This is a genomic window from Pseudomonas sp. CFBP 13711, assembly GCF_014842265.1.
Classification (GTDB): domain Bacteria; phylum Pseudomonadota; class Gammaproteobacteria; order Pseudomonadales; family Pseudomonadaceae; genus Aquipseudomonas.
The window spans coordinates 954401-978085 of sequence record NZ_JACYVI010000001.1 but is presented as its reverse complement, the minus strand read 5'-3'; the positions used below and the strand labels follow the sequence as shown (position 1 = coordinate 978085).

Below are 23685 nucleotides of genomic sequence, written 5' to 3'. Positions count from 1 at the left end.
CATGAAAAGATCCATCATCCGCGGGTGGCTGACGCTGCCGATCACGTTGCTGATGACGCTATTGATGCCCGGTCTCGCCATGGCGCTGACCTGCAAGACCCAGGGCGCAGGCGAGTCGGTGGTTCGTGCGGACCTGAGCAGCACCGTCGCCATTCCCGCTAACCTGCCTGATGGCAGTGCGGTCTGGCGTTCGGAGCGGCTGAACCTTGCGGTCGAGTGCGCTAGGGACGAACCGGGTGGCCCTGAAGAAGTGTTCTTGTATCTGAACCCGGACAACCTGCAGATCGGACAGGGGATTCGCGCCGGACTCACGTTGAGTGGCATTGATTTCGTGCAGACCAGCGGGCGGGTTCCCACGCAACAGCAAGCGCCGGCCTGCACGGACGCAGGTTCGTCCTGTCCGAGCGTCACGTTCAACCTGCCGTTTTCGGTGTTCATCCAGAAGTACGGCCCGACCCCGCCTTCTGGCGTCGCGAGTGGTTTGCACGACTATCGCATGTTCCAGCTCGATGGCGGCAGCGGGCAAAATCCCGGGCCTGACGCCACGCTCAACTACGTCATCAACAACCTTGAGGGCCTGCGGTTCGTCGCCTGTGACGCTGAATTGCGGGTCATGCCCGAGACCGTGGATTTCGGTGACGTGGCCATCCGCAACGTGCGAGTAGGGGAGCCGGCCACTTTTCAGCGCTTCGCGCTGGCTACCAGCCGCACCTGCGAATCGCCGTTCAGCCTCAATGCGCGCATCACACCGGTGTCCGGGATACTCAAGGGTGATGTACTGGTGCCGGTCGACAATGACAGCATCGGCATTCGGATTACCCGTGCCCGCGATGACTCGACCGTGCCGTTCCACGAGCCCTTTCACCTGACCGATCTGCTGGAGGGTGATTACTCCGAGACGGCTGACTTCAACGCCCAGTTGCTGTGGCAAACCAGTACGCCGACCGCGGGCCCGTTTTCAGCGGAAGTCATGGTGGATCTGTTCTACAAATAGGCGCGCGCAGTCGGTCTGTTGGCAGCAGCGATCCGGCGGCGATTCAGGTATGCTGCGCGGCCCTCGGGCGCCGCCCGTATTCCTCGACTGTCTGCCATTCCGGAGCTTTCATGACCACCCCCGAACACACGCCCGCTCCTGATGCTCGTGAATCGCACGCTCCGGTCGACGCCGACGCTGCCCCGGCGGATACAAAACCTGCGATTCCGGCGTTCAGCTTCCCGTTCAAGCCGGGCGAGCTGTTGCAGGCGAAGAAGGATCAGCAGCACTACAAAGGCTCGGGTAAATCAAACCACGACAAGCGTCCGGGCGTTGCGCCATCAGGCACCCGTCGGTCGATGGGCAAGCGCTGATTACACCGTCGCAGGCGAGGACGCTGCCGGGGGAATCACCCGCCCGCCATGCTCACACTTCTTTGCGAAAGCTGTCCCGATACTGAGTCGGCGTCACCCCCAGACGCTGACTGAAGATCAGCCGCATGCGCGCGGCGCTGCCAAATCCGCAGTGATACGCCACCGCCTTGATCGCCATTTCGCTGCCTTCCAGCAAATGGCGAGCGGCGTCGATGCGCGCACGCTGCACGAACTCCGCCGGTGTGACCTTGGCGTCGCGTGCAAATACCCGGGCGAACGTGCGGGGACTCATCGCCACCACGTCGGCCAGTCGCTCCACTGAAAAGGGCTCGCCGATGTGCTCCATCACATAGCGCTGTACCTTGGCCACGGGCGAGTCGTCATCTGCCGACGCCGTGAGGTACGGGCTGAATTGCGACTGCCCGCCCTGACGCTGGGCCACCACCAGCAGACGTTTGGCCACCGCCAGGGATATCGCCGGGCCGTGGTCCTCCGCCACCAATGCCAGCGCCATGTCGATGCCCGCCGTGACCCCGGCTGATGTCATCAGCGCACCGTCGCGAACATAGATGCGATCGGGCTCGACCCTCGCGTGGGGGAACTGATCGGCGAGTTGCTCAGCGTGGCTCCAATGGGTAGCGGCCTGCTTGCCATCCAGCAAACCGGCGTGGCCGAGGATGAATGCGCCGGTGCAGATCGAGCCGTAGCGTTGCGCCTGGGGCACGGCTTCCAGCAGCCAGTGGGTGATGGCGGGCATTTCCGCGCCGTCTGGCAATGACGGACCGCCGGGAATCAGAAGGACGTCGAACTGCTTCGGCGCGTCCGCCAGGGAATACTGCGCACCCAGTGGCATGCCGTTGGACGCAATGATCGGGTAGGGCGCCGCGCCGAGGGTGATGATCTCGTAGCCATCACCGTCGGGCAGGAAACGGTTGGCTTCGGCGAAGACGTCGAGCGGGCCGGCCACGTCCAGGGCCTGCACGTTGGGAAACAGCACAATCGCGACGCGCTTCATCCTACTTCTTTGGCAACGTGGTGACGTTATCCCACTCGGTAATCAGCGCTTTCTTGTTCTTGCGGTCGTAGAGGCACAGCTCGGTGCCGGTCTTGTTCTTCATGAACGCCTGTTTGTACTGACCTTTGATCAGCAGCGCGTTGAAACCGACGCTGTCATCGAAGGCCGCATCGGCGCCGGCCGGTTTGGCGTTCTTCAGGGAACTGGCGCTGACACAACTGTCGACCAGGGTTTTGTTGAAGGCGGTCCAGGCGTCCGGGCTGGAGGCATTGGCCTGGCCGGCAGCGGCAGCGGTGAGAACGAGCAACAGCGCGGTGTGCATCTTCACGGGTACGCATCTCCATGGCGTGAGCGGGTGAGCGAGGCTCGGCGCAGATTCAGCGCGGTTCGAGTTCGTGGCGCTGAATATATTGCATACCGGCGCGCTCATACAGCCGGCGTGCGGCCAGATTGCTTTCCATCACCTTGAGGTCGACATGACCTTCACCGCGCTGGCGGAAAGCTTTGAACACCTGATTCAGCAGCGTGAGACCCAGGCCTTGACGGTGCGCGCGGGGGGTGACCACCAGATTGCGGATGAACGCGCTGGTCCAGCATTGCGCAACAGCCACCACACCTTCAGCGTCCTCAAGAACGAAACACAGCGCCGGATCAAACTCGGGATCAGTCTCGAAGGCATCGAGCCAAGTGGCATAGTCTGCAACACGACCGCCGCCGTGCTCGCGACCCAGCACCAGCAACTGGTGAACGGCCGGGGCGTTCTGCCCGGTGAATTCAACCTGACGCACGGCGGCGGGCCAGCCCGGATCATGGTGTGCCGGGCCGAGGTCGCGGCGCATCAACCAGTAATGCGCGGTGGAGGCATCGCCTGCGGCCGGTCTCAGATTCCCTGAGCTTCGACCGTGCGGGCGGCTTCGATCAAGCATCGTGTCAGCTCGGGCGAGGAGAACTTGGTCAGAACAGCGTTGGCGCCGGCAGCATCGGCTTTTTCGGCATTCATCGCGCTGTCCAGCGAAGTGTGCAGCAGCACGTACAGTTCCTGGAAGTCCGGCGTCTCCCGAAGCGTGCGGGTGAGCGCGTAGCCGTCCATCTCCGACATCTCGATGTCGGACACCACCACGTTGATCTGCTGTGCGGTGCCCTGCAAATCGAGTAACTGATCAATGGCTTCCCGCGCACTGCGGGCGGTGTGGCATTCGATGCCCAGATTACGCAGGGTAATCACCGATTGTTGCAGCGCCACCTGACTGTCATCGACCACCAGGATGCGCGCCTTCGCCAGCACCTTGGCGTCATCGGCGCTGAGCTCGGCGCGTTCGGCGACGATCCGTGCGGGCGCGATGCCGTGAATGACCTTCTCGATGTCCAGCACCTGAACCAGCGTCCCGTCCACCTGCGTCACGCCGGTGATGAACGACTTGTTGCCGGAGCCAAAGGGCGGCGGACGAATGTCGGTGGTCAGGCAGTGAACGATCTTGCTGACGGCCTGAACATGCAACCCCTGCTTCGACCGGCTGACATCGGTGACGATCAGGCAGCCGCCGTCGGGGTCCACCAACGGGCGCTCGCCAATGGCACGACTCAGGTCAATCACCGACAGCGGGTTGCCACGCAAGGTCGCGACCCCTTTGACGTGTGGGTGGGATTCCGGCAAACGCGTAAGGGGAGGGCAGGGGATGATTTCACTGACCTTGAGCAGGTTGATTGCCATCAGCTTTCCGCTGCGTAACGTGAACAGCAGAAGCGAGAGTGAATCTGCGCGGACGTTCTTGGACATATAAACCTTCTGTGATGCGATGCCTGGCCGCGTGGGTTCGGCCAACAGCTTTCGATGACGGTTTATCGACCTGATGAAGTCAGGCTTTAGCCCTTTCGATTTTACCCGGCCGGCTGGCCTGTCAGCATTGCAGTCAATTTGACCGTACTCAGGTCATTTTGACGCGCGATTCGACGAGGTCATATTGACTGTGCGTTGGCCAGGCCCTTGATTTCAGGCCTTGGGGTCGCTGGCACGATTCCTGAACTACCGAGGTAACGCTTACTCATCAGCTCTCGGGAGTTACTTATGTTGTCCGCATCGGATCGTGCCATCGTCAAGTCAACAGTGCCACTGCTGGAAAGCGGCGGAGAGGCGCTGATTACCCATTTCTACCAAATGCTCCTCGATCGATACCCGCAAGTGCGTCCACTGTTCAACAAGGCGCATCAGGCCAGTGGTGAACAGCCTCGCGCCCTGGCGAACGGGGTGTTGATGTACGCCCGCCACATCGATCAGCTTGATGAACTGGGCGATCTGGTCGCCAAGATCATCAACAAACACGTGGCGCTGCAGATCCTTCCCGAGCACTACCCGCTCGTTGGCGAGTGCCTGCTTGAGTCGATTCGCGAAGTGCTGGGGAAGGAAGTCGCCACTGACGAGGTCATCACTGCGTGGGGCAACGCCTACGGGCAACTGGCCGACATTTTGATCGGCGCGGAAAAAGCCATCTACGACGAGAAAGCCCAGGCAGCAGGCGGCTGGCGTGGTGAGCGTGAATTCAAAGTGGTCGCCAAAACGCCGGAGAGCGCGGAAATCAACTCGTTCTACTTTGCGCCGGCAGATGACCAGCCGATCCTGCAATTCACCGCCGGCCAGTACATCGGCATGCAACTGCACGTGAACGGCGAAGAGATCCGCCGCAATTACTCGTTATCGGCCCTGGCCGGGAACAATCAGTACCGCATCAGCGTGAAACGCGAGCCTGATGGAGTCGCCTCCAATTATCTGCACGATCAGCTGCAGGTCGGCGACAGCATTAATCTGTACCCGCCCTCCGGAGAATTCACCCTGACCGACAGCGACAAACCGCTGGTGCTCATCAGCGGTGGCGTCGGCATCACGCCAACCCTGACCATGCTCGAAGCGGCATTGCCGACTCAGCGGCCGATTTACTTCATCCACTGCGCACGCAACGGCTCAGTCCACGCGTTTCGCGACTGGATCGACAGCCTGGCGAGCAAGCATCCCCAGCTCAAGCGTTTCTATTGCTACGCGGAAGATGATGGCGTCAGCCCGGCGGCCCATGCGACGGGTCTGCTCGATCAGGCGCGCCTGGAGCAATGGCTGCCGGAGAATCGCGACGTCGATGCGTACTTCCTGGGGCCTAAAGGCTTCATGGCGGCGATCAAGCGTCAACTGAAAGCGGCCGGCGTGCCCGATGCACAGGCGCGGTATGAATTCTTTGGTCCTGCGTCAGCATTGGAATAATCGCTGCGACAATTAGACGCATCCTACATATATAGAAGGATTGCGGGCTGTGACCCATTGCTGCGACAAAAAGCCGCACGCCTCTATATATAGGCAGGAAACAGGAGAGCTCACACTAGCGTTTGAATTGGAATGTTAACGCTCGGCTAATGCAGCCGTGTTCACCATTGCGCGGGTTAAGGCGGTGGACCGGGATGCGGTCACGTTCGGTCGCGAATGGCACTGCGTGAACGGGGTGTCGTGACGGTGATAGAATCGCCGCCTTTGCGGGGCGTCCGGGCCGCAACGCTCCACATCCGTCGATCCGGATGACTCCAATTCAAAGGGTATGTGAATGACTGAAGAGATGTTGTACCTGCGGCGTGAAAAGCAGTTTCTGGTGTTGCTGGGCATCATCTGCCTGGCGTTGATCGGCGGCGCCTTGTACATGCAGGTGGTGCTGGGCGAAGCGCCTTGCCCGCTGTGCATCCTGCAGCGGTATGCGCTGTTGTTCATCGCGGTGTTCGCGTTCATCGGCGCGGCAATGCCGGGCCGTCTGAGCCTGACCATCTGCGAAGCGCTGGTGGTGTTGAGCGCCGTGGGCGGGCTGGTTACCGCCGGGCGTCACGTGTACATCCAGACCCACCCGACCGAGAGCTGCGGCATCGATGTGCTGCAGCCGATTGTCGACGGTCTGCCCCTGGCGTCTCTATTTCCGCTAGGCTTTCAGGTAGGTGGTTTCTGCGAGACGCCATATCCGCCAGTTCTCGGTTTGTCTTTGGCGCAATGGGCGTTAGTGGCGTTTGTACTGACTGTTGTGCTGGTTCCTGCGGGAATTATTCGTAACCGGATGAAAGCACGCTGATTACAAAGTGTTGCGTAACAAAGCCCCGGAAATCCTTCAACAGAACCGGGGCTTTGCTCAGTTTCAGGGTGCGGCATAACACCGCATTTTTACCGAACGTGAAATTAACTGTTGCGCAGAAACTTATAGTCAATAAAACTTTACGTATCTACAATCGCCCCCAATTCACGCCCCCCCTCATTTGCGGGACGGTGTAAATCGAGGTTATGGAGCGTCTTTTCGCTCTAGTAGACGCGGTTCGAATGGCCTCCCGAGTCACGTTCTGAATGTCTGCGCCAAGGGATAGGGTCCGCATTAGCGGGTGCCACCATTCGAATAAGAAACCAAAGCTCAACCCGGATTTGTTGTGAGGCCCCATGCTTCCTGACAGGCCCCTTTTCAATCCAAGCATTTGCCAGCACCTGGCAGGGTGAAGTGTTGGCGGTCGAAACCCAACTGCGATGCGAAAGCTGCTTTTAGAGGTCGTGAGATGAGTAAAAAAAGGTACCCCAGGTTTTTTGGCTTCTTGGCCCTTTTCAGCATGCTCCTGCTCAGCGGGTGCGATTACACCCTGCTGGATCCCAAAGGCCATGTGGGCGTTCAAGAGCGTGACCTGATCATCACTGCTACCTTGCTGATGCTGCTGGTGGTGGTGCCGGTCATTTTCATGACCATCATCTTCGCCTGGAAGTATCGCGCTACCAACAAGAGCGCGACGTACACGCCTGACTGGGCGCATTCGACCCGGATTGAGCTGGTGGTCTGGCTGGTTCCATTGGCCATCATCATCGTGCTCGGCTATGTGACCTACAAGTCGACCCACGCGCTGGACCCTTACCGTCCGCTCGAGTCAGACGTCAAGCCGCTGACCATTGAAGTGGTCGCACTGGACTGGAAATGGCTGTTCATCTATCCGGAACAGGGCATCGCCACCGTCAACAAGATCGTGTTCCCGGCCAACACGCCGATCAATTTCCGCATCACTTCCGATTCGGTCATGAACTCGTTCTTCATCCCTGCACTGGGCGGCCAGATCTACGCGATGGCCGGCATGCAGACCAAGCTGCACCTGATCGCCAATGAAAACGGCGAGTTCGATGGTATCTCCGCCAACTACAGCGGCGCAGGTTTCACCGGCATGAAATTTAAGGCGACTGCCACCTCACAGGCTGATTTCGACGCTTGGGTTGCTGACGTCAAGAATTCACCTAAAACACTGGCAACGGCCGAATACGCCGCGCTGGCCAAGCCTAGCGAACGTAACCCCGTTGAACTCTACTCCTCGGTCACTCCGAACCTGTTCCAGATCATCATCGACAAGTATGAAGGTATGAAGCCGGGCAAGATTGTCCATGAGAAGAAAGAAGTAGCAGGTACGGAAGGGATGGACATGGGTAAGCATTCAGCTGCGCAGGCAGAGGAGTAAACGATGTTTGGTAAATTAAGTCTGGACGCGATTCCGTTCCACGAGCCGATAGTCATGATCACGGTCGCCATGATCGCGATCGGTGGTGCGGCATTGCTGGGTCTGATCACGTACTTCAAGAAGTGGACTTACCTCTACACCGAGTGGCTGACGTCTGTCGACCACAAGAAAATCGGTGTCATGTACATCATCATTGCAATGGTCATGCTGCTGCGCGGCTTTGCCGACGCCGTACTGATGCGTTCGCAATTGGCCATGGCCACTGAAGGCTCACCCGGCTACCTGCCGCCTGAGCACTATGACCAGATCTTCACCGCTCACGGTGTGATCATGATCATCTTCATGGCGATGCCGTTCTTCACCGGCCTGATGAACATCGTCGTGCCTCTGCAGATTGGCGCTCGCGACGTTGCCTTCCCGTTCCTGAACTCCTTGAGCCTCTATCTGCTGATCTCCGGCGTGATTCTGGTCAACGTGTCTCTGGGCGTCGGCGAGTTCGCACGTACCGGTTGGGTGGCCTATCCACCGCTGTCGGAACTGGGCTATAGCCCGGGCGTGGGTGTGGATTACTACATCTGGGCACTGCAGCTGTCAGGACTGGGGACAACGTTAACCGGGGTCAACTTCCTGGTCACCGTGCTGAAGATGCGTACCCCTGGCATGAAACTGATGGACATGCCGATCTTCACCTGGACCTGCACCTGGGCCAACGTCCTGATCGTGGCTTCGTTCCCGATCCTGACCGGCACCCTGGCGTTCCTGACCCTCGACCGTTATCTGGACTTCCACATCTTCACGAACGAGTTGGGTGGTAACCCGATGATGTACGTGAACCTGTTCTGGGCGTGGGGTCACCCCGAGGTTTACATCCTGATTCTGCCGGCGTTCGGGGTCTTCTCCGAAGTCATCTCGACGTTCACTGGCAAGCGTCTGTTCGGCCACCACTCGATGATCTACGCCTCCGGTGCGATCTCGATCCTGGGCTTCATGGTCTGGCTGCACCACTTCTTCACCATGGGTTCGGGTGCAAGCGTCAACGCCTTCTTCGGTCTGGCGACGATGCTGATTTCCATCCCGACGGGTGTGAAACTGTTCAACTGGCTGTTCACGATCTACCAGGGACGTCTGCGCTTCACCGCGCCAGTCTTGTGGACTCTGGGCTTCATGGTCACCTTCTCCATCGGTGGTATGACCGGCGTACTGCTGGCTATCCCGGGTGCCGACTTCGTTCTGCACAACAGCCTGTTCGTGATCGCGCACTTCCATAACGTGATCATCGGTGGTGCTGTGTTCGGTTACATCGCCGGCTTCGCGTTCTGGTTCCCTAAAGCGTTCGGCTTCAAGCTGAACGAGAAGTGGGGCAAGGCAGCGTTCTGGTTCTGGATCTCGGGTTTCTACGTCGCCTTCATGCCGCTCTACGCACTGGGCTTCATGGGCATGACCCGTCGTCTGAACACCACTGACAACCCGGACTGGACGCCATACCTGCACGTCGCGTTCGTCGGTGCGTTGCTGATCGCTGTCGGTATCGCCTGCCAGCTGATCCAGATCTTCGTGAGTATCCGTGACCGCGAGCAGAACCGCGATCTGACCGGTGACCCATGGAATGGCCACACCCTGGAATGGTCCACCTCGTCGCCACCGCCTTTCTACAACTTTGCAGAAATGCCGAAAGCCAACGAGATCGACCCGTGGTATGCCGCCAAGCGTGATGGCGAGGCCTACAAGGTTCCGGCCAAGTACTCCGACATCCACATGCCGAACAACACGGCAACGGGCATGGTGATGGGCCTCCTGCTGACCGTCTTCGGTTTCGCGATGATCTGGCACATCTTCTGGCTGGCGGGCGTCAGCCTGATTGGCACGATCGTTTACTTCGTGATTCACGCGGCACGTGACGATCAGGGCTACATGGTTCCTGCATCCGAAGTGGCACGCATAGAAGGCGAGCAACACGCGATCCTGGCTCGTGTTCGCAATGGTCAGACAAACACTCCTGTCAACAAGCTGGAGCAGGCATAAACAATGTCGAACTTAGTATTTGATGGTGCGAAGGGTCACGACCACGGTCATGACCACGAGCACGACCATGGTCACCATGACGCCGGCGAGATGAAGATCTACGGCTTCTGGATCTACCTGATGACCGACTGCATTCTGTTTGCGTCGATCTTCGCCATTTACGCGGTACTGGTTAACAACGTAGCGGGTGGCCCTGCGGGCCACGACATCTTCGAACTGCCTTACGTGCTCGGCGAAACCGCCTGCCTGTTGCTCAGCTCGATCACCTACGGCTTCGCCATGCTGGCGATGCACAAGGGCAACAAGTCGGGCGTTCTGGGTTGGTTGTTCGTGACCTTCCTGTTCGGCCTGGGCTTCATCGGCATGGAGATTAACGAGTTCCACCTGCTGATCTCCGAAGGTTACGGTCCTAACCGCAGCGGCTTCCTGTCGGCGTTCTTCACGCTGGTCGGCACCCACGGTCTGCACGTGACCAGCGGCCTGATCTGGATGGCGATCATGATGTATCAGGTCTCCAAGCACGGTTTGACCGGGACCAACCAGACTCGCCTGAGCATGCTCAGCCTGTTCTGGCACTTCCTGGACGTTGTCTGGATCTGCGTGTTCACCGTTGTCTATCTGATGGGGACCATTTAAATGGCGAATTCACATCACTCCCATGACGCCGCCAGCCATGAACCTGCCGCCCACGGCAGCTTCAAGTCGTACATGGTCGGTTTCGTACTGTCGATCATCCTGACCGCGGTTCCTTTCGGTCTGGTGATGTTCCCGACGATCTCGAAAGTGGCGACGCTGTGGGTCGTTCTGATCTTCGCAGTCGTGCAGGTTCTGGTTCACCTGGTGTACTTCCTGCACCTTGACCGCTCGGCGGCACAGCGCAACAACGTCATCGCGTTTGCCTTCGCTGGCCTTGTGATCGTGCTGCTGGTTGGTTTGAGCACCTGGATCATGTTCAGCATTCACACCGCCATGATGGCGAAGTGAGGAAAACCTGATGTCACTGAAGCACTTTATCCAAATCACCAAACCGGGGATCATTTTCGGTAACGTGCTTTCGGTGGCAGGTGGCTTTTTTCTGGCTTCCAAGGGGCATGTCGATATCGGCTTGTTCCTGGCAGCCGTGATCGGGACTTCACTGGTAGTGGCTTCTGGCTGCGTGTTCAACAACTGCATCGATCGCGATATCGATGTGAAGATGGAGCGCACCAAGAATCGGGTGCTGGTGCAAGGATTGGTGTCAGTGAAACTGGCACTGATCTATGCCACCGTGCTGGGTGTTGTCGGCGTCGGCCTGCTGTACACCAAGGCCAACGCACTGGCGGCACTGTTCGCCGTAATCGGCTTCGTGATCTACGTCGGCTTTTACAGCCTGTACCTGAAGCGCAGGTCGGTTCATGGCACGTTGGTGGGCAGCCTGTCGGGCGCGATGCCTCCGGTCATTGGTTACGTCGCGGTCAGCAACACGTTCGATCTCGCGGCGCTGACCTTGCTGGTGATGTTCAGCCTTTGGCAGATGCCTCATTCGTACGCTATCGCGATTTTCCGCTTCAACGACTATCGGGCTGCCTCGATTCCGGTCCTGCCGGTCAAGCGCGGTATCCGGGTCGCCAAGCGGCACATCCTGATCTACATCCTGGCTTTCCTGCTGGCGACCTTGATGCTGACCTTCGGCGGTTACGCCGGGCTCAATTATCTGGCCGTTGCAGCGGCGATGGGCATGTACTGGTTGTACATGGCCTGGACCGGCTACAAAGCCAAAGACGACACTGTTTGGGCACGCAAGCTGTTCGTGTTCTCCATCTTCACCATCACAGCCTTGAGCGTGGCGATGTCGCTGGATTTTCAGGTAACTAAGGAACTGTTGGTTACATACGCAGCGCCTTAGTTGCTTGAATGAAACGAAAAAAACCCGGTTGCTCGCGAGAGAAACCGGGTTTTTTTTCGAACTGAATAAAGTCTTTGGCTTAGCGGGTTGACCCTTTGGCAGAGGCCTCTTCGGCATCCTTTGCCGGCCCGAGGACAACGGCCAGATGGCGCAAGTCTTCGATCTGCACGCTGACGCTTTTCCCTGAAGGGCTGGCGACCAGTGTGCCCAGGGCGAAGACCGTGAAGAATCGCACCTCATCAGCGTGACTCAGCAGCTCACTGAGGTAGCGGCTGGAGCGGTAGGCCTGCATCTGCGCGGGGGATACGTACAATGTCACCAGCTTGCCTTGCAGGCGATCGAAGAATTTGAATTTGAAGCCGATCCCGTAGCGCTCGACCAGTCCGCCGCCATACAGCACCCGACGCTCGTCTTTCAGCTGAGCAAACTTGATATGGCGGAAATAGGCGCGCAAGGACACCTCGCCCTGACCCGGAACGCGAAGGGTCAACAGCGCGAGTTCTTCCTTGGTCAACGAGGCCTGGGCCTGACGGAAGCTGTCGACCAGCCGCTCCAGATCGCTGGTTCGGTTCTGCTTGTCCTGTCTGGCCTTGAGCGCGTCGGCGGGAGTCGTGGCGTCTTCGGGCTTCTCAGGCGGTTCGGCGTCAGGCTTGTCTGTCGGCGACGTGGATTTTACGCGTTCCTTCGGGGTGGGATCGAAGACGTCGATGTAGTCATCCAGCTTACGCTTGACCTTGCGCAACTCGCTTTCAGCTTCGGTTTCGTTTTCCTGCGCAACCGGCGTCTTGACGAATTCATCCACCCATTCGCAATCGGCGTGATGTTCGTATTTCGGGTTGGCCCGGTAGTGCGCGGCGACGAAGGTCGGGTGCTCCTGAGGCTTCACGTCATAGCGAACCCCAGTGATTTTGACACCCAGAGCGCGGCACGACTCGGACGAACACAGAAAGCTGAAGCGCGCACGGGGTAGCTCTTGAGAAAAATACTCGCGTCGCGCCGCCACGATGGACAGCTCTTGCTGCAGCTCGACGCAGAACGCGCGGGTAATGGTTCTGTTGGTTTTCATGGATACGGCGGGGTCCTGTGCCGAAGTCTTCCGGATGTGCTGCGCACTGTCATTCCGTTGGCATCGCCAGCCATTCGCCGACCACTTTCTTGTAAGCCCCGGTGGCTTTGGATAGGTGCAGCCACTGATCGACATAGGCCTTCCAGGCCACGTCATCCCGGGGCAGCAGATAGGCCTTTTCGCCGTACTGCATGTAGTGCGACGGATTGACCGTGCACAAGCCGGGCATGCGTTTCTGCTGATACAGCGCTTCGGACGCGTCGGTGATCATCACGTCGGCTTGCTTGTCGAGCAGCTGTTGGAAAATGGTTTTGTTGTCGTGGAAGGCCAGGCTGGCATTGGGCAGATAAGCGTGGGCGAAGGCTTCGTTGGTGCCGCCTTGTGGTTCGATCAATCGAACGCCGGGCTGATTGATCTGCTCGAGGGTCTGGTACTTCGACTCGTCTTCGCAGCGCACCAACGGCACTTTGCCGTCGATGTCCAGCGTGCTGCTGAACGCCGCCTTCTTCTGCCGCTCCAGAGTGACCGAGATGCCACCGACGGCGATGTCGCATTTGCCGGCGGTGAAGTCGGGCATCAGGGTTTTCCACGTGGTCGGGACCCACTCAATCTTCACGCCCAGGCTCTGCGCCAGAGACTGAGCCAGCTCGATGTCGATGCCTTCGTACTGGCCGTCGGGCTTGAGAAACGTGTACGGCTTGTAATCGCCGGTCGTGCAAACGGCCAGTTGGCCCTTCTGCATGACGGTGTCCAAATGGGACGGCGCCTCAGCGGCCTGAGCCTGGATGCTGCCGACCATGCTCAACAGCAAACCGGCGGTGATGCGTGTGTTCATCGAGTCGATCCCTCTGCTTCAAATGCCTGTCTGCCGTTATAGAGGCGGTCAGCGCAGATGGGAAGCGTTATCCCGCAGAGGAGGGCGGGACGTCCTTTGCCCGCTTGGCCGCCTGCCTGGCAGGCCGTGTTTTTGCGCGACGATGCCGATACAGCGCGACGGCCGCGCCCACCACTACCACGCCCAGGAAGATCGGCAGCCGATAAGGCTTCAAGTTGCCGAACATAGTCTCAAGAAAGCCCCCCGCCCAGTAGCCGGCCGCGAGAAACAGACTTGCCCAGACTGCGGCGCCAAGCAGGTTGATGATTGCAAAACGAATGGGCGACAAGCGACTCGCGCCGATAACCAGAGGCCCGATCAGACGCATGCCGTAGAGAAAGCGCACCGAGAAAATGGACGCCGTGGGGTAGCGCTTGATCAGGTCGGACACGCGGTCGATGGTCGCTTGCTGGCGGTGCAGGCGCGGCAGCAGGCGTGGCCCGAAGTAGCGCCCGGTCCAGAACAGAATCTGATCGCCGAGCATCCCGCCCGACGTGGCGTAGATGAGCACTTGCTGCCATTGCAGGACGTGCTGGTGCGCCGCCAGCCCGCCGAGGATCAGGATGGTCTCCCCCTCGAGCAGGCAGCCGATGAACACGGCCCAGTACCCGTAGTTTGAAAGCAGATAGTTGAAGTCGATGTGTTCGAACATGGAAGACCGGTGGTTTTCGGTGAATGGGTGGCTGCTTAAACATCTGGCAGCGTGCGCGCCCAGGAGGCGTATCGCACGGCGTTCGACCGAAGCCGGTCGTCATCGGTTCGGTCGCTTTAGGTCGAATCTTCCTGCGCCATGCCGTCAGGGGAAGGTCTGTAGATCGCTCAGGCAGTGGATCAGGTGATCGTAGACAAGACGTACCCTGCTCGGCACCGGCCCTGACTGCGTCCGGTACACGGAAAGGTCCATGGGCGGCGGCGCAGCATTCGGCAACACCTCGATCAGACGCCCGTTGCGCAGGTACGCCTCGGCCAGGTAATGGGGCATCTGCGCAAACGTGACGCCCGCCAGTACGAATTCCAGTTCGGTCTCCGGGTCATCACAACTGAATGCGGGGGAGGGTGGCGAGTAGCTTTGGCCTCCGGACAGAAACCACGGCCAGGGTCGTCCATTGTTGCGATCAATCAGCGTCGACAGCGGCAGCTGTTTAAGGTCTTCCAGCGCGGATGGCATGCCCACTGCCGCGATCAATTCCGGCGACGCGACGATCTTCAACGGCACTTGCGCCACCACTCGCGCGATATAGCGCCGGTCCCGGACCGTGCCAATGCGAATGCCGATATCGATCCTCGAACCGACGGCATCGGTAAGTTGGTCATCCAGGCTCAACTCGATCCGCAGGCCGGGATGTTGCTGCATCAATGGCTGGAGGAAACCGGCCAGATACAGCTTGCCGATCGAGTGAGGCGCGGTGATGCCTACGCGGCCCACCACATCCGCCGCGGGATTTTTCGTGTGGGCCGCGAACAGGCGATCGAACTGGTCGAGGGTCTCACGCGCCTGTCGCGCCACGTCTGCACCGTACGCCGTGACATGAGCCTGTCGCGTGCTGCGATGAAACAACGGCTCGGCGAAGGTTCGCTCGAGTTCCTTGACTGCACGCGTGACCTTTTGTGGCGAGGTGCCGAGGCGCGTTGCGGCTTCCCGAAACGTGGGCGCGTCCACGGCTACCAAAAAGATACGCAGCATTTCCATTCGGTTAAGCATGTGAGGGCCCGCGTTCCAGAAAGTGGAATTCTCAAAGCCTAACTCTTCCATTTTCTGACAGGAATATCCATCGCAAACTGGCCCTATCAACTTCCCACGCTTCAGGAGAACTGCAATGAGCAATGGCATCCAAGGCAAAGTCGTCGTCATCACTGGCGCCAGCAGCGGACTCGGCGAGGCCACCGCGCGGCACCTGGCAAAACTGGGCGCCAAGGTCGTCCTCGGCGCACGCCGTCAGGAGCGTATGGACGTCATCGTCCGCGACATCAAGTCTACCGGCGGCGAGGCATCGGCCTACACCGTTGACGTCACTCGCCGAGACGACCTGTCGGCACTCGTCGAAAATGCTGTTCGCGACTTCGGCCGCATCGACGTCATGATCAACAACGCCGGCCTCATGGCCATCGCGCCGATCGCCGAACTGCGCGTCGACGAATGGGACCGCATGATCGACATCAACATCAAAGGTGTCCTTTACGGCATCGCCGCCGCACTGCCGAAGTTCGAAGCCCAAGGCTCCGGCCACTTCATCAACATCTCGTCGGTGGCCGGCATCAAAGTCTTCAGCCCGGGCGGCTCCGTCTACAGTGGCACCAAGTACGCCGTCCGCGCGATCTCCGACGGCCTGCGCCACGAAGTCGGCGGCAAGATCCGCACCACCACCATCGAACCCGGTGCCGTGGATTCCGAGTTGAAATTGGGCAGCGGCCATCAGCCGAGCGCGGATGTGGTCAAGGAGTTCTACAAGCAAGCGATCCCGGCCGAATCCGTCGCCCGCGCCATTGCCTACGCGATCGAACAGCCGGGTGATGTGGATATTAACGAGATTGTGCTGCGGCCTACTTCGCAGGATTTTTAAGGGGGAGGGTATTGCGGCGTGACCCCCGGCGCATTCCCGGCTAAAACCAGTCCGACTGAATGTACGCATAGTAGGACCGACTTCAGCCGGGAAGGGGCCGGTTTGAGCGCCATCAGATTTGCAGCGAACGCATACCGCTTTCTGCGGCGCCCGTGATGAGTAAACGGCATAGTTGATTGGCCCGCGACTCTCGGCCCTCACCAAATCCCGCCCACAAAAAAACCGGCTCAAATCTGGCCGGTTTTTTTGTGCTTCAAGTCACGTAACCACTTGAAGGTGTTGCTGTTTGGTGCCCCGAGGGAGACTCGAACAGTAGGGGAGAGCGCCTCTATTATCGGGGTCTATCCAGTACGCAGTCGGCTACATACTCATATATCTACTCATATTTGAGCGGGCGTATTGATGACCATCGAGGGGACGTTTTAAACTACTGCGACGACCGGCATTTTTGCGAAGCGGTCGCTGAGTACGGCGAATTCTTGATTGAGATCAGAAAAATCTAGCAGCTCCGTCATACCGATGCTTAACGCCAGCACAGCTGAAATCGCATGATAAAGCGTAGGTTCGTTTTCTGCAGCCGAGCCAGGCTCCATACGATAGCGCCAACCTTCTCCAACCTTCTGGACGTGCCGGTTTAAGGACTTGAGCGAGATGTGGGCCGAGTCTTCTGATAGTCGCTGGTAAACGAGGTACTGTTTGAGCAGCACGCCTTTGCCTGCCAAGCCTTTCGGGCTCATGAACTCAAATTTGCCTGGCTTTTCGATCACTTTGATGAGCTTGGCAATGGTCTCTTTGTCCGCCACTAGATTTTGATCTTTGATGAACCGAGCCTGCTGTATTCGGCTTTTTTCGAGATCGTCTTTCAACACCTCAATTAAGGGCCCTGGATTCTTTAAAAGGGCCGCAACAGCGAACGCCCCCTCGAGCACGCTTCTGGTGAGGGTGCGCGCTTCTGATGTCATCCCACGCTCCGTGAGTAGAAGCGCGCCTTGATACATTCCTGCGGTTCTCATGAGAATGCGGACTCCAACGACCAGCGGGTCCATTGAAGTGCCCTTGATTTGGTTCTCCGCGAGGTCAACGAGGCGCCTCAACGCCACGTTGACGTCCTCGGCAAGGCTGAACCAGATCGCCGATTCGCTCCTGATTTTCCGCATCACATCTTCAAATACCGGACCCTCAAACGTGGAATTTGTCATGGACACTCTCTGATAAGGCGTCGCGGTTTGCGGACCTAGGTCGAGTCGAAAGATTACACCACTGCGTTTTGGCCCGCCGCTACTCTGCTCTCTTGACCAGCTATGATCTTAGCCATGTTGGCGCATATAAAATTACGGGAGGGTTGTCATGGGTTGGAATGATCACGTCGATTGGGAACTGAACGCTCAAATCGAGGATTTGGTGGACAGTGGCCTACTGGATGTAGATTCCGCGGCGCATGGCATTGCCAGGCAGGTAATCGATAGGGGGATTGAGTCTCTATCAGATGCCCAGCGGCGCGTGTGGGATGAGCATGTGTGGAAGCCTCTGAGTGACCGGCATAAGGCTTTAGAAGTCCAGCGGATCATTGATTCAAACCCTGAATGGGATGTGCGGCCCGGGTGCTGGGCATGGATTGATGGGAGACTCGATCACTACTGTGTCTGTCCCTTTGTCAGTCTAGGTCCTATGGGGCCGGCAAAAATGGTGCGATTATTGGAGGATACGCTGGCTAGCTCTCCGACGACGAACCCACCCAGGGAGATGAACCTAGTGGCTGTCCTAAACCTAGTTCACATCGCATTTTTTGTCGCCCGCGCAGTGCACGCCTCGCCTAGCCCCAGATGCCCTTTGGAATGCCCATGCCCCAAGAACTAACAGGTCTGTTTATCGGCGCTGGCGCCTCTTATGATGCGGGGATGCCTCTAGTGTGGGAGTTAACCACCTATCTTAAATCCTGGCTCACACCCGAGAAATTTAGGGATTTTAATCGGGGGTGGGCGATCCAGGGTGAGGGTTATCCGAGTGAAGTTGTTGAGGACTTTCTAGCAGCTTGGGCTACGCCAGAGCTTCACTATGAGAGTGTGTTAGGGTTTCTCGAAGTTCAATCCAAGAGAAGCAGGAATGGCTTCTCGCAGCACTATTACGGACTTTACTCCTGGTTGGTGCAGATGATTTCGTACAAGTTGTATGGCGATCATTTCCGTAACAAAGAACAAATACTGAAATGCTTAGATTTGTATCAAGGCCTAGAGTGGCTGACCAAGCAGAATCGTCCCCTTTGGGTTTTCTCTCTAAACCATGATTCCATCGTCGAGACAGTTGCGGCCCATTTCAATATTCCTGTTTATTCCGGGTTTGATCGTAGCAAAACAATGAAGTTTCCCAGAAGGACGATAGACGGGACCATTTGTGGAATAGTTGAGGGAGAAACGATAAGTCGTGAAGTCCTAGACAAAGGTGCCATGCATTTCCCTAACCCTGCTGAGAAAGGTATCTATCTACTCAAGATCCACGGCGCGCTTGATATGTTCGTTTACAACGACGCTGGGGATATGGTCAAGATGATTCCCGAATCCCAAGCCCCGGCTGATGTGATAGACGTTCTCCGCATTGCAAATGAGGAACTGATTTACGCTCATCCCGGTGCCCCTGGCGGGATTGTCAGAGCCAGCAATGAAATTGCATATGCGGATTTTGACGGTCAGATGAATTTTCTGCGCAGGACGCTTTTATCGGGCGCTCAGAAATTTCACGAGCACGGAACTCAGGTTCTGCCTAAAAGTATGCTGAAGCACTTCAAGTCTAATCTGAATTTTCTAGACCGCTTGATATGTATCGGGTATGGGTTCGGCGACCATCATGTCAATGATTCGATAGCCAGTTGGCTGTCTTTCTCGGATCATAGAAAGCTTGAAATTGTAGGTCCCGGCGTCGCTGCTGTTCCAGCGTCCCTCCTGCACTTGGCTAGGCAAGTAGAACTAGTCGATAGCGGAGCGACTGAGTACTTAGACGATATTGCAGGAATAAAAAGGTCGGAACTTAGTAATCTGGAAAGGAGGCTGCGCCAGGTTCAGCGGCGAATGGGAGCTGAACGAAGCCACACACTTACTGAGGAGTTTAGAGTCATTGAAGAAAATCGCTTCCATGATCTATTAAAGGAGAAATTCCAAGCACTCGTGCTAGACGGGCGAATTGAAGATGCCGAAGCTGTTGCGGAACTCGCAGAGCAGCTGAAGGCGGAAATTCCTAACTCTCCAGAAGAGATGTTGATGCACCTGATTGAGTTCCTCGTTTCTAAAACTACGCAGCAACTGAAGTGACGCGGCAGATGCCAGCTAAATTTTGTACTCTGCGTAGATCCCGCGCCAACCTATGCTTCCATGATGATTTTTACCGATGACCACCCTACGTGGGTGGTAAAGCAAACGGGTCAGTGTGGCTAGACCAAGATTGCCAGGGCGTAGAGGGTGGATGCCGGATACCAACGAAACATCCGGCTTGAAAGTTGAGTTTAAATTGGCGCCAACATCGGACTATCGAAGGACTGATTATGTTTGACCAGAAGACGATCGATTCCATAGCAGAGCGTGCAGCTACCATCGAGTGTTTCAACATCACGCTTACCCAGAACACGCCAACCGCACCCCTAGTTTTCAATGGCCCAGGTTGCCTATTCTTTGACGCTAGCAAGGCCTTGAAAGTAAAGGTTTATTCAGCCTCGACAACATCGGACTCGAGCGGAATGATGGCCTTCTTCTGGAGTGATCACGTAGGCATAGTCCCAGATGAAAGATATTTCACGCTTGAGGCGGAGGACACTTCTGGTAAAATCTGGAAAAACCCTCGCGTATTAGTTGAAAGAGGCATCGATACATATCCCACTGGCTCAGTTTTAGAGGTTAACCTCAATAACGCCCGATCGCTTTCAGAGCTCAGTCATACGGCGGAAGGCGGCAGCGCATTTATTACCGTTAACGGCCGGTACCAGATGCCCTTTAATGAGTTTATCGATAATGGCAATGGGTCGAACGAGCTCGCAAAACTGTCCTTCTCGCAAGGGACGAGAACCGTTGAAATCGTTCAAAAAATTACTAAGCTCGAGATCAACATTGTAGATAGTAAAGGCGCAGTGGCGCTGGATTCGCTGTTTTATTTCCTAGAAGGAATCAGCATTGCCATCGGCCAGCTTCTAGAAGCTTCATTCATAATTACAAGGAATGGAACAGCTTACGAGACTTACATCATGGGGGCGGCGGCTGAAGATACATACACACTAGCAGAATCTATAGTCGATTTATTCCCAAGAAAAGAAACTGGCCTGAATGCTTTTTTGCAAATGTATATGAAAGCAAGGCCAAAAGGTCTTCATCATTTAGCGAACTACTGGCACCGCCTGAGAGATATATCCAAGGCAAATACTGAAGCCGCGGCGTTAGTGCTATGCGTAAATATAGAAGGAATGATAAAAAATTACTTCTCAACAAATATCGACCTAGACCAGAAAACGCTGATGGAGATTTCTGACACCCGGGCTTTCATCAAGGCTTCGGGGGCGAATATTCCAAAGATCGGAGCAGATGCGATCCTAGGCTTTTTGGGCGGGCTAAAAACAAAGACGGTATCAGCCATTCTCTCGGACATGGGCACGTCGGGTGAAGTTGATAAAGTACATGTCAAAAGTTGGAAAGATCTCCGGCACACTCTAGCGCATGCAGATAATGCAGTGATTTCTTCGAACAACTTCGAGAGGTTTGTTTTTGATCTCCACAACTGCTTAGCCCTGTTCGGTAAACTTGTTGAATTGTGCGTGGCGCGCCTAAGTGACGATAGTGTTACGACGTCTTTAGCGCTAGAGGCCTCAAAAAAATTGGAGTAAATAAGGGTTCAAATCACCTAGCCTCCACCACGCGAGCGTTGCAGATCAAACACTTAGCACCTAGCGCAGGTTCTGTTTGCATTTTGAGCCGGTTTTGGCTCGATAATGCCCCCACCATGACAGCTTTCCACGCTAAACCCCGATGAGACATACCACATGATCAAGACTCTGCATTACCACTTCGAGCTATACCAAGACTCGTTCCTCAACGACCCTGTATGGAGCGTCGAGGCTCTCTCTCCCTTCCCGGCGCTATCAACAGGCGACCGGTTCGAGCACAGGGGGCTGGCACTTGCATGGGACGACCTCCCAACTGTCGATGAAGAGTTCAGGGTCAAAGACGTACAGCATTTGTATTGGGAACTGGATAAAGAGCTCGGCCATAAACTGATGGTGCAGCTCGAAATTGTCCCGCAGACTCCCGATTGCTGAAGTCCGTTTATGTGAATGGCCTCATGGCGCTCGAGCTCGCCCGCACGCGCTTGGGGGGCCCGCTAGTGCGCTCCGCCTCCATCTGATCCCCATCAGCTCTGCGTACGTGCTCCATTGCTTGGCCACCACCACGGCGATCGGCTTCCATCGCCGTACCGCGATTGCGGCCTCTGCCTCGATCTGCTGGCCAAGGCGCCGGCGCGTCTCTTCATTTGTCATGTGGTGTTGTCCAGGTATTCGGTGATAAAGCAACCGGCTCGGTTGAATGGTGGCAATGGCGGGCTATCGTTTAGGCCGTCTGTTTTTCCAGATGGCGCCGGTGAAAAACTCCTCATGACGCGCGGCGGGCTGCTTCAACGTAGCGGCCGCTGCCCCACTTACAGAAGCGGAATGCGCATATGTAATCGGGAATAGCCGAAGCGCGGTTGCATCAACCGAAAGCCCTTCGGCTATTGCTGCATTGATATGCGCGTCATACCCCGTGCCCGGTGCGGCCAGCGCCATGATCCCAGCGATGCGGGCTTTTTCCGCGGCTCCGTTCAGGGACGCTACTTTTTGCCTGACCGGCGCGGCTACTGAACCGCCGCCCTTCGACAGGTTTGCGATCAGCCCTTCCAGCGAGCCCAGGCGGCGAACAAGGCCGGATTTCATTGCCGCCGAACCGACCACTAAACCACCATGGCCGCCCATTGCGGGCACCCGACTAGGTGCTACGCCCAGATTGCGGGCGACTTTGTTTTCAAACACAGCGGCCCTCTCGTCAACCGTTTCGCCCAGCTTTGCCCGACCCTGTTCAGTCGCCAGATCCGGCCGCTTATTTGGCGCATTGCGACTCACGATTTCGTACCGTTTTGCCCCCCTTCCCAGTGTCGGCATCCACCGAGACCTCGACCACCACGCCAATGCTGCCGACCATGGCAGTGTCATCAACGACAACCTCATGCGCGGCCGAGGCGATCCAATAACCTGCACTGGCGCCCGTCCCGCCTACATAGGCGACGATGCGTTTCTGACTCCTGCCGGCATAAATCATATCCGCCAGCTCGTTGATCCCACTGGCCACGCCCCCAGGGCTGTCCATGTTCAGCTCAATGGCTTTCACCGCGGGGCTATCAAGGGCCTGCCGGATATAGGTGGCGAGGATCTGTGTGCTGGTGGCGCGACTGATCTCGGTCAACATGTTGGCGTAGCGAAAAATTGGGCCGGTCACGGGAGCGATGCTAATTGATAGGCTTCTGAGCTGCTTGTCTGACATTGCCTACAGAGAAGACGGCTAAGTGCGGGAGCATTTACGTGAGGCGCAGGAAAGAGGCGCTATAAATTCCCTCAGTTTTGAGGTGTGGAACCTGGGCGCGTTCCCGGCTAAAGCCAGTCCTACCAAGCGCACGCGTTGTGTCAGTGGGGACCGGCTTTAGCCGGGAAGAGGCCGGTTTGCCAACGCGCAAGAAACAATCACGCTGATGGGGGTAAAACAAGGCTGCTATCAGCCTTTAGTAGGGGGCTTTTTTTCACCATGCTCAAAATCCAGGCGAAAAAACTCGCCTTTTGCACGCCTGCAGTTGGGCAGGCCCCTACCCGTTAGGCAGGACGTGTGGCGAGTGTGTTGCGAGCAGGCTAACGGGGGCTATCCGCCGGGTCAACCCGCTTGAGGGGGCAGGGTCATTTCGTGCCATTTCAGTACGACTGGCTTCAGCCCGGAAGAGGCCGATATGAGCGCGTTCAGCTTTGCGGCGCGCCACCCGACGCGTTCCCGGCTAAAGCCAGTCCTACTAAGCGCACGCGTTGTGTCAGTGGGACCGGCTTCAGCCGGGAAGGGGCCGGTTTGAGCGCCATCAGATTTGCAGCGAACGCATACCGCTTTCTGCGGCGCCCGTGATGAGTAAACGGCATAGTTGATTGGCCCGCGACTCTCGGCCCTCACCAAATCCCGCCCACAGAAAAACCGGCTCAAATATGGCCGGTTTTTTTGTGCTTCAAGTCACGTAACCACTTGAAGGTGTTGCTGTTTGGTGCCCCGAGGGAGAATCGAACTCCCACTTCTTTCGAAAACGGATTTTGAATCCGCCGCGTCTACCAATTCCGCCATCAGGGCTCAATGGCGGCGAAGTATAGAGATGAGCCTACCGTTG

General features: G+C 57.2%; 24 protein-coding genes and 1 tRNA gene. 13 read left to right on the top strand and 12 right to left on the bottom strand.

All coding sequences use genetic code 11. The features are described 5' to 3' along the window. Position 1: 1 nt before the first annotated feature. Positions 2-994 carry a fimbrial protein gene (locus tag IFT47_RS04460; RefSeq protein WP_192170715.1) on the top strand — a complete coding sequence of 331 codons (993 nt, stop codon included), beginning with the start codon at positions 2-4 and terminating at the stop codon, positions 992-994. Positions 995-1104: 110 nt separating this feature from the next. Beyond that, complete coding sequence (locus IFT47_RS04455; RefSeq protein ID WP_192170716.1) at positions 1105-1347, top strand: hypothetical protein; 243 nt, start codon at positions 1105-1107, stop codon at positions 1345-1347. Positions 1348-1399: 52 nt separating this feature from the next. Here the strand turns inward: IFT47_RS04455 and IFT47_RS04450 are convergent, their stop codons facing one another. From IFT47_RS04450 to IFT47_RS04435, 4 genes are read right to left on the bottom strand one after another with little or no spacing between them, the layout of a single operon-like run. Continuing rightward, the gene (locus IFT47_RS04450; protein ID WP_192170717.1) at positions 1400-2362 is read right to left on the bottom strand and encodes a GlxA family transcriptional regulator; all 963 of its coding nucleotides are present in this window, start codon (positions 2360-2362) and stop codon (positions 1400-1402) included. Position 2363: 1 nt separating this feature from the next. After that, on the bottom strand, positions 2364-2690 hold the full coding sequence (locus IFT47_RS04445; RefSeq protein WP_163023052.1) for a hypothetical protein: 327 nt from the start codon (positions 2688-2690) through the stop codon (positions 2364-2366). A 49-nt stretch (positions 2691-2739) separates the two neighbouring features. After that, complete coding sequence (locus IFT47_RS04440) at positions 2740-3201, bottom strand: GNAT family N-acetyltransferase (RefSeq protein ID WP_192170718.1); 462 nt, start codon at positions 3199-3201, stop codon at positions 2740-2742. A gap of 41 nt (positions 3202-3242) precedes the next feature. Beyond that, positions 3243-4139: a chemotaxis protein CheV gene (locus IFT47_RS04435; protein WP_192170719.1), complete on the bottom strand. Its 897-nt coding sequence runs from the start codon at positions 4137-4139 to the stop codon at positions 3243-3245. Between the two features lie 288 nt (positions 4140-4427). On the opposite strand from IFT47_RS04435, the gene hmpA reads away from it, so the two are divergent. The 7 genes from hmpA (at position 4428) to cyoE (ending at position 11765) form a co-directional block, all read left to right on the top strand. Further along, on the top strand, positions 4428-5609 hold the full coding sequence (hmpA, locus tag IFT47_RS04430) for an NO-inducible flavohemoprotein (protein WP_192170720.1): 1182 nt from the start codon (positions 4428-4430) through the stop codon (positions 5607-5609). 334 nt (positions 5610-5943) lie between these two features. Continuing rightward, a complete protein-coding gene (locus IFT47_RS04425; RefSeq protein WP_192170721.1) occupies positions 5944-6453 on the top strand; it encodes a disulfide bond formation protein B in 510 nt (169 codons plus the stop codon). Between the two features lie 469 nt (positions 6454-6922). After that, positions 6923-7858, top strand: a complete 936-nt coding sequence (cyoA, locus tag IFT47_RS04420) for a ubiquinol oxidase subunit II (RefSeq protein ID WP_192170722.1) — start codon at positions 6923-6925, stop codon at positions 7856-7858. Positions 7859-7861: 3 nt separating this feature from the next. Beyond that, the gene (gene cyoB, locus IFT47_RS04415) at positions 7862-9880 is read left to right on the top strand and encodes a cytochrome o ubiquinol oxidase subunit I (RefSeq protein WP_192170723.1); all 2019 of its coding nucleotides are present in this window, start codon (positions 7862-7864) and stop codon (positions 9878-9880) included. Between the two features lie 3 nt (positions 9881-9883). Continuing rightward, a complete protein-coding gene (locus IFT47_RS04410) occupies positions 9884-10516 on the top strand; it encodes a cytochrome o ubiquinol oxidase subunit III (protein WP_074886388.1) in 633 nt (210 codons plus the stop codon). Then, complete coding sequence (gene cyoD / locus IFT47_RS04405) at positions 10517-10864, top strand: cytochrome o ubiquinol oxidase subunit IV (protein WP_192170724.1); 348 nt, start codon at positions 10517-10519, stop codon at positions 10862-10864. A 10-nt stretch (positions 10865-10874) separates the two neighbouring features. Beyond that, the gene (gene cyoE / locus IFT47_RS04400; protein WP_074886382.1) at positions 10875-11765 is read left to right on the top strand and encodes a heme o synthase; all 891 of its coding nucleotides are present in this window, start codon (positions 10875-10877) and stop codon (positions 11763-11765) included. 79 nt (positions 11766-11844) lie between these two features. On the opposite strand, the gene IFT47_RS04395 is transcribed toward cyoE, so the two are convergent. From IFT47_RS04395 to IFT47_RS04380, 4 genes are all read right to left on the bottom strand, one after another. After that, positions 11845-12831, bottom strand: coding sequence for an ATPase (locus IFT47_RS04395; RefSeq protein WP_192170725.1), 987 nt, complete (start codon positions 12829-12831; stop codon positions 11845-11847). A 49-nt stretch (positions 12832-12880) separates the two neighbouring features. After that, positions 12881-13666 carry a transporter substrate-binding domain-containing protein gene (locus IFT47_RS04390; protein ID WP_192170726.1) on the bottom strand — a complete coding sequence of 262 codons (786 nt, stop codon included), beginning with the start codon at positions 13664-13666 and terminating at the stop codon, positions 12881-12883. Positions 13667-13733: 67 nt separating this feature from the next. After that, positions 13734-14357 carry a DedA family protein gene (locus tag IFT47_RS04385; protein WP_192170727.1) on the bottom strand — a complete coding sequence of 208 codons (624 nt, stop codon included), beginning with the start codon at positions 14355-14357 and terminating at the stop codon, positions 13734-13736. Positions 14358-14501: 144 nt separating this feature from the next. Continuing rightward, positions 14502-15389, bottom strand: a complete 888-nt coding sequence (locus IFT47_RS04380; protein WP_244655826.1) for a LysR family transcriptional regulator — start codon at positions 15387-15389, stop codon at positions 14502-14504. A 133-nt stretch (positions 15390-15522) separates the two neighbouring features. Between IFT47_RS04380 and IFT47_RS04375 the strand changes: the two genes are divergently transcribed. Then, positions 15523-16266: an SDR family oxidoreductase gene (locus tag IFT47_RS04375; protein WP_192170729.1), complete on the top strand. Its 744-nt coding sequence runs from the start codon at positions 15523-15525 to the stop codon at positions 16264-16266. 422 nt (positions 16267-16688) lie between these two features. Here the strand turns inward: IFT47_RS04375 and IFT47_RS04370 are convergent, their stop codons facing one another. Further along, positions 16689-17465, bottom strand: coding sequence for a DUF5677 domain-containing protein (locus IFT47_RS04370; RefSeq protein ID WP_192170730.1), 777 nt, complete (start codon positions 17463-17465; stop codon positions 16689-16691). Between the two features lie 642 nt (positions 17466-18107). On the opposite strand from IFT47_RS04370, the gene IFT47_RS04365 reads away from it, so the two are divergent. The 3 genes from IFT47_RS04365 to IFT47_RS04355 all read left to right on the top strand — a co-directional run bounded on the left by IFT47_RS04365 (position 18108) and on the right by IFT47_RS04355 (position 21556). After that, positions 18108-19568, top strand: a complete 1461-nt coding sequence (locus IFT47_RS04365; protein ID WP_192170731.1) for a hypothetical protein — start codon at positions 18108-18110, stop codon at positions 19566-19568. A gap of 230 nt (positions 19569-19798) precedes the next feature. Continuing rightward, on the top strand, positions 19799-21124 hold the full coding sequence (locus tag IFT47_RS04360) for a hypothetical protein (RefSeq protein WP_192170732.1): 1326 nt from the start codon (positions 19799-19801) through the stop codon (positions 21122-21124). A gap of 156 nt (positions 21125-21280) precedes the next feature. After that, on the top strand, positions 21281-21556 hold the full coding sequence (locus IFT47_RS04355) for a hypothetical protein (RefSeq protein ID WP_192170733.1): 276 nt from the start codon (positions 21281-21283) through the stop codon (positions 21554-21556). A 282-nt stretch (positions 21557-21838) separates the two neighbouring features. Here IFT47_RS04355 and IFT47_RS27515 read toward each other — a convergent pair whose 3' ends face one another. From IFT47_RS27515 to IFT47_RS04345, 3 genes are all read right to left on the bottom strand, one after another. Next, positions 21839-22393 (bottom strand): hypothetical protein, encoded by a 555-nt coding sequence (locus IFT47_RS27515; RefSeq protein WP_244655827.1) that lies wholly within the window; start codon positions 22391-22393, stop codon positions 21839-21841. Next, positions 22371-22766, bottom strand: coding sequence for a S49 family peptidase (locus tag IFT47_RS27925; protein WP_342345346.1), 396 nt, complete (start codon positions 22764-22766; stop codon positions 22371-22373). Before IFT47_RS27925 ends, IFT47_RS27515 begins: the two co-directional genes overlap by 23 nt. A gap of 797 nt (positions 22767-23563) precedes the next feature. Continuing rightward, positions 23564-23648, bottom strand: a tRNA-Leu gene (locus tag IFT47_RS04345). Positions 23649-23685 lie beyond the last annotated feature (37 nt).

What these genes read in the sequence shown, in the direction of transcription:
- IFT47_RS04460 (WP_192170715.1), top strand. Translation starts at nt 2, where the DNA reads ATGAAAAGATCCATCATCCGCGGGTGGCTGACGCTGCCGATCACGTTG.
- IFT47_RS04455 (WP_192170716.1), top strand. Translation starts at nt 1,105, where the DNA reads ATGACCACCCCCGAACACACGCCCGCTCCTGATGCTCGTGAATCGCAC.
- IFT47_RS04450 (WP_192170717.1), bottom strand. Translation starts at nt 2,362, where the DNA reads ATGAAGCGCGTCGCGATTGTGCTGTTTCCCAACGTGCAGGCCCTGGAC.
- IFT47_RS04440 (WP_192170718.1), bottom strand. Translation starts at nt 3,201, where the DNA reads ATGCGCCGCGACCTCGGCCCGGCACACCATGATCCGGGCTGGCCCGCC.
- IFT47_RS04435 (WP_192170719.1), bottom strand. Translation starts at nt 4,139, where the DNA reads ATGTCCAAGAACGTCCGCGCAGATTCACTCTCGCTTCTGCTGTTCACG.
- hmpA (WP_192170720.1), top strand. Translation starts at nt 4,428, where the DNA reads ATGTTGTCCGCATCGGATCGTGCCATCGTCAAGTCAACAGTGCCACTG.
- IFT47_RS04425 (WP_192170721.1), top strand. Translation starts at nt 5,944, where the DNA reads ATGACTGAAGAGATGTTGTACCTGCGGCGTGAAAAGCAGTTTCTGGTG.
- cyoA (WP_192170722.1), top strand. Translation starts at nt 6,923, where the DNA reads ATGAGTAAAAAAAGGTACCCCAGGTTTTTTGGCTTCTTGGCCCTTTTC.
- cyoB (WP_192170723.1), top strand. Translation starts at nt 7,862, where the DNA reads ATGTTTGGTAAATTAAGTCTGGACGCGATTCCGTTCCACGAGCCGATA.
- IFT47_RS04410 (WP_074886388.1), top strand. Translation starts at nt 9,884, where the DNA reads ATGTCGAACTTAGTATTTGATGGTGCGAAGGGTCACGACCACGGTCAT.
- cyoD (WP_192170724.1), top strand. Translation starts at nt 10,517, where the DNA reads ATGGCGAATTCACATCACTCCCATGACGCCGCCAGCCATGAACCTGCC.
- cyoE (WP_074886382.1), top strand. Translation starts at nt 10,875, where the DNA reads ATGTCACTGAAGCACTTTATCCAAATCACCAAACCGGGGATCATTTTC.
- IFT47_RS04395 (WP_192170725.1), bottom strand. Translation starts at nt 12,831, where the DNA reads ATGAAAACCAACAGAACCATTACCCGCGCGTTCTGCGTCGAGCTGCAG.
- IFT47_RS04390 (WP_192170726.1), bottom strand. Translation starts at nt 13,666, where the DNA reads ATGAACACACGCATCACCGCCGGTTTGCTGTTGAGCATGGTCGGCAGC.
- IFT47_RS04385 (WP_192170727.1), bottom strand. Translation starts at nt 14,357, where the DNA reads ATGTTCGAACACATCGACTTCAACTATCTGCTTTCAAACTACGGGTAC.
- IFT47_RS04380 (WP_244655826.1), bottom strand. Translation starts at nt 15,389, where the DNA reads ATGCTGCGTATCTTTTTGGTAGCCGTGGACGCGCCCACGTTTCGGGAA.
- IFT47_RS04375 (WP_192170729.1), top strand. Translation starts at nt 15,523, where the DNA reads ATGAGCAATGGCATCCAAGGCAAAGTCGTCGTCATCACTGGCGCCAGC.
- IFT47_RS04370 (WP_192170730.1), bottom strand. Translation starts at nt 17,465, where the DNA reads ATGACAAATTCCACGTTTGAGGGTCCGGTATTTGAAGATGTGATGCGG.
- IFT47_RS04365 (WP_192170731.1), top strand. Translation starts at nt 18,108, where the DNA reads ATGCCCCAAGAACTAACAGGTCTGTTTATCGGCGCTGGCGCCTCTTAT.
- IFT47_RS04360 (WP_192170732.1), top strand. Translation starts at nt 19,799, where the DNA reads ATGTTTGACCAGAAGACGATCGATTCCATAGCAGAGCGTGCAGCTACC.
- IFT47_RS04355 (WP_192170733.1), top strand. Translation starts at nt 21,281, where the DNA reads ATGATCAAGACTCTGCATTACCACTTCGAGCTATACCAAGACTCGTTC.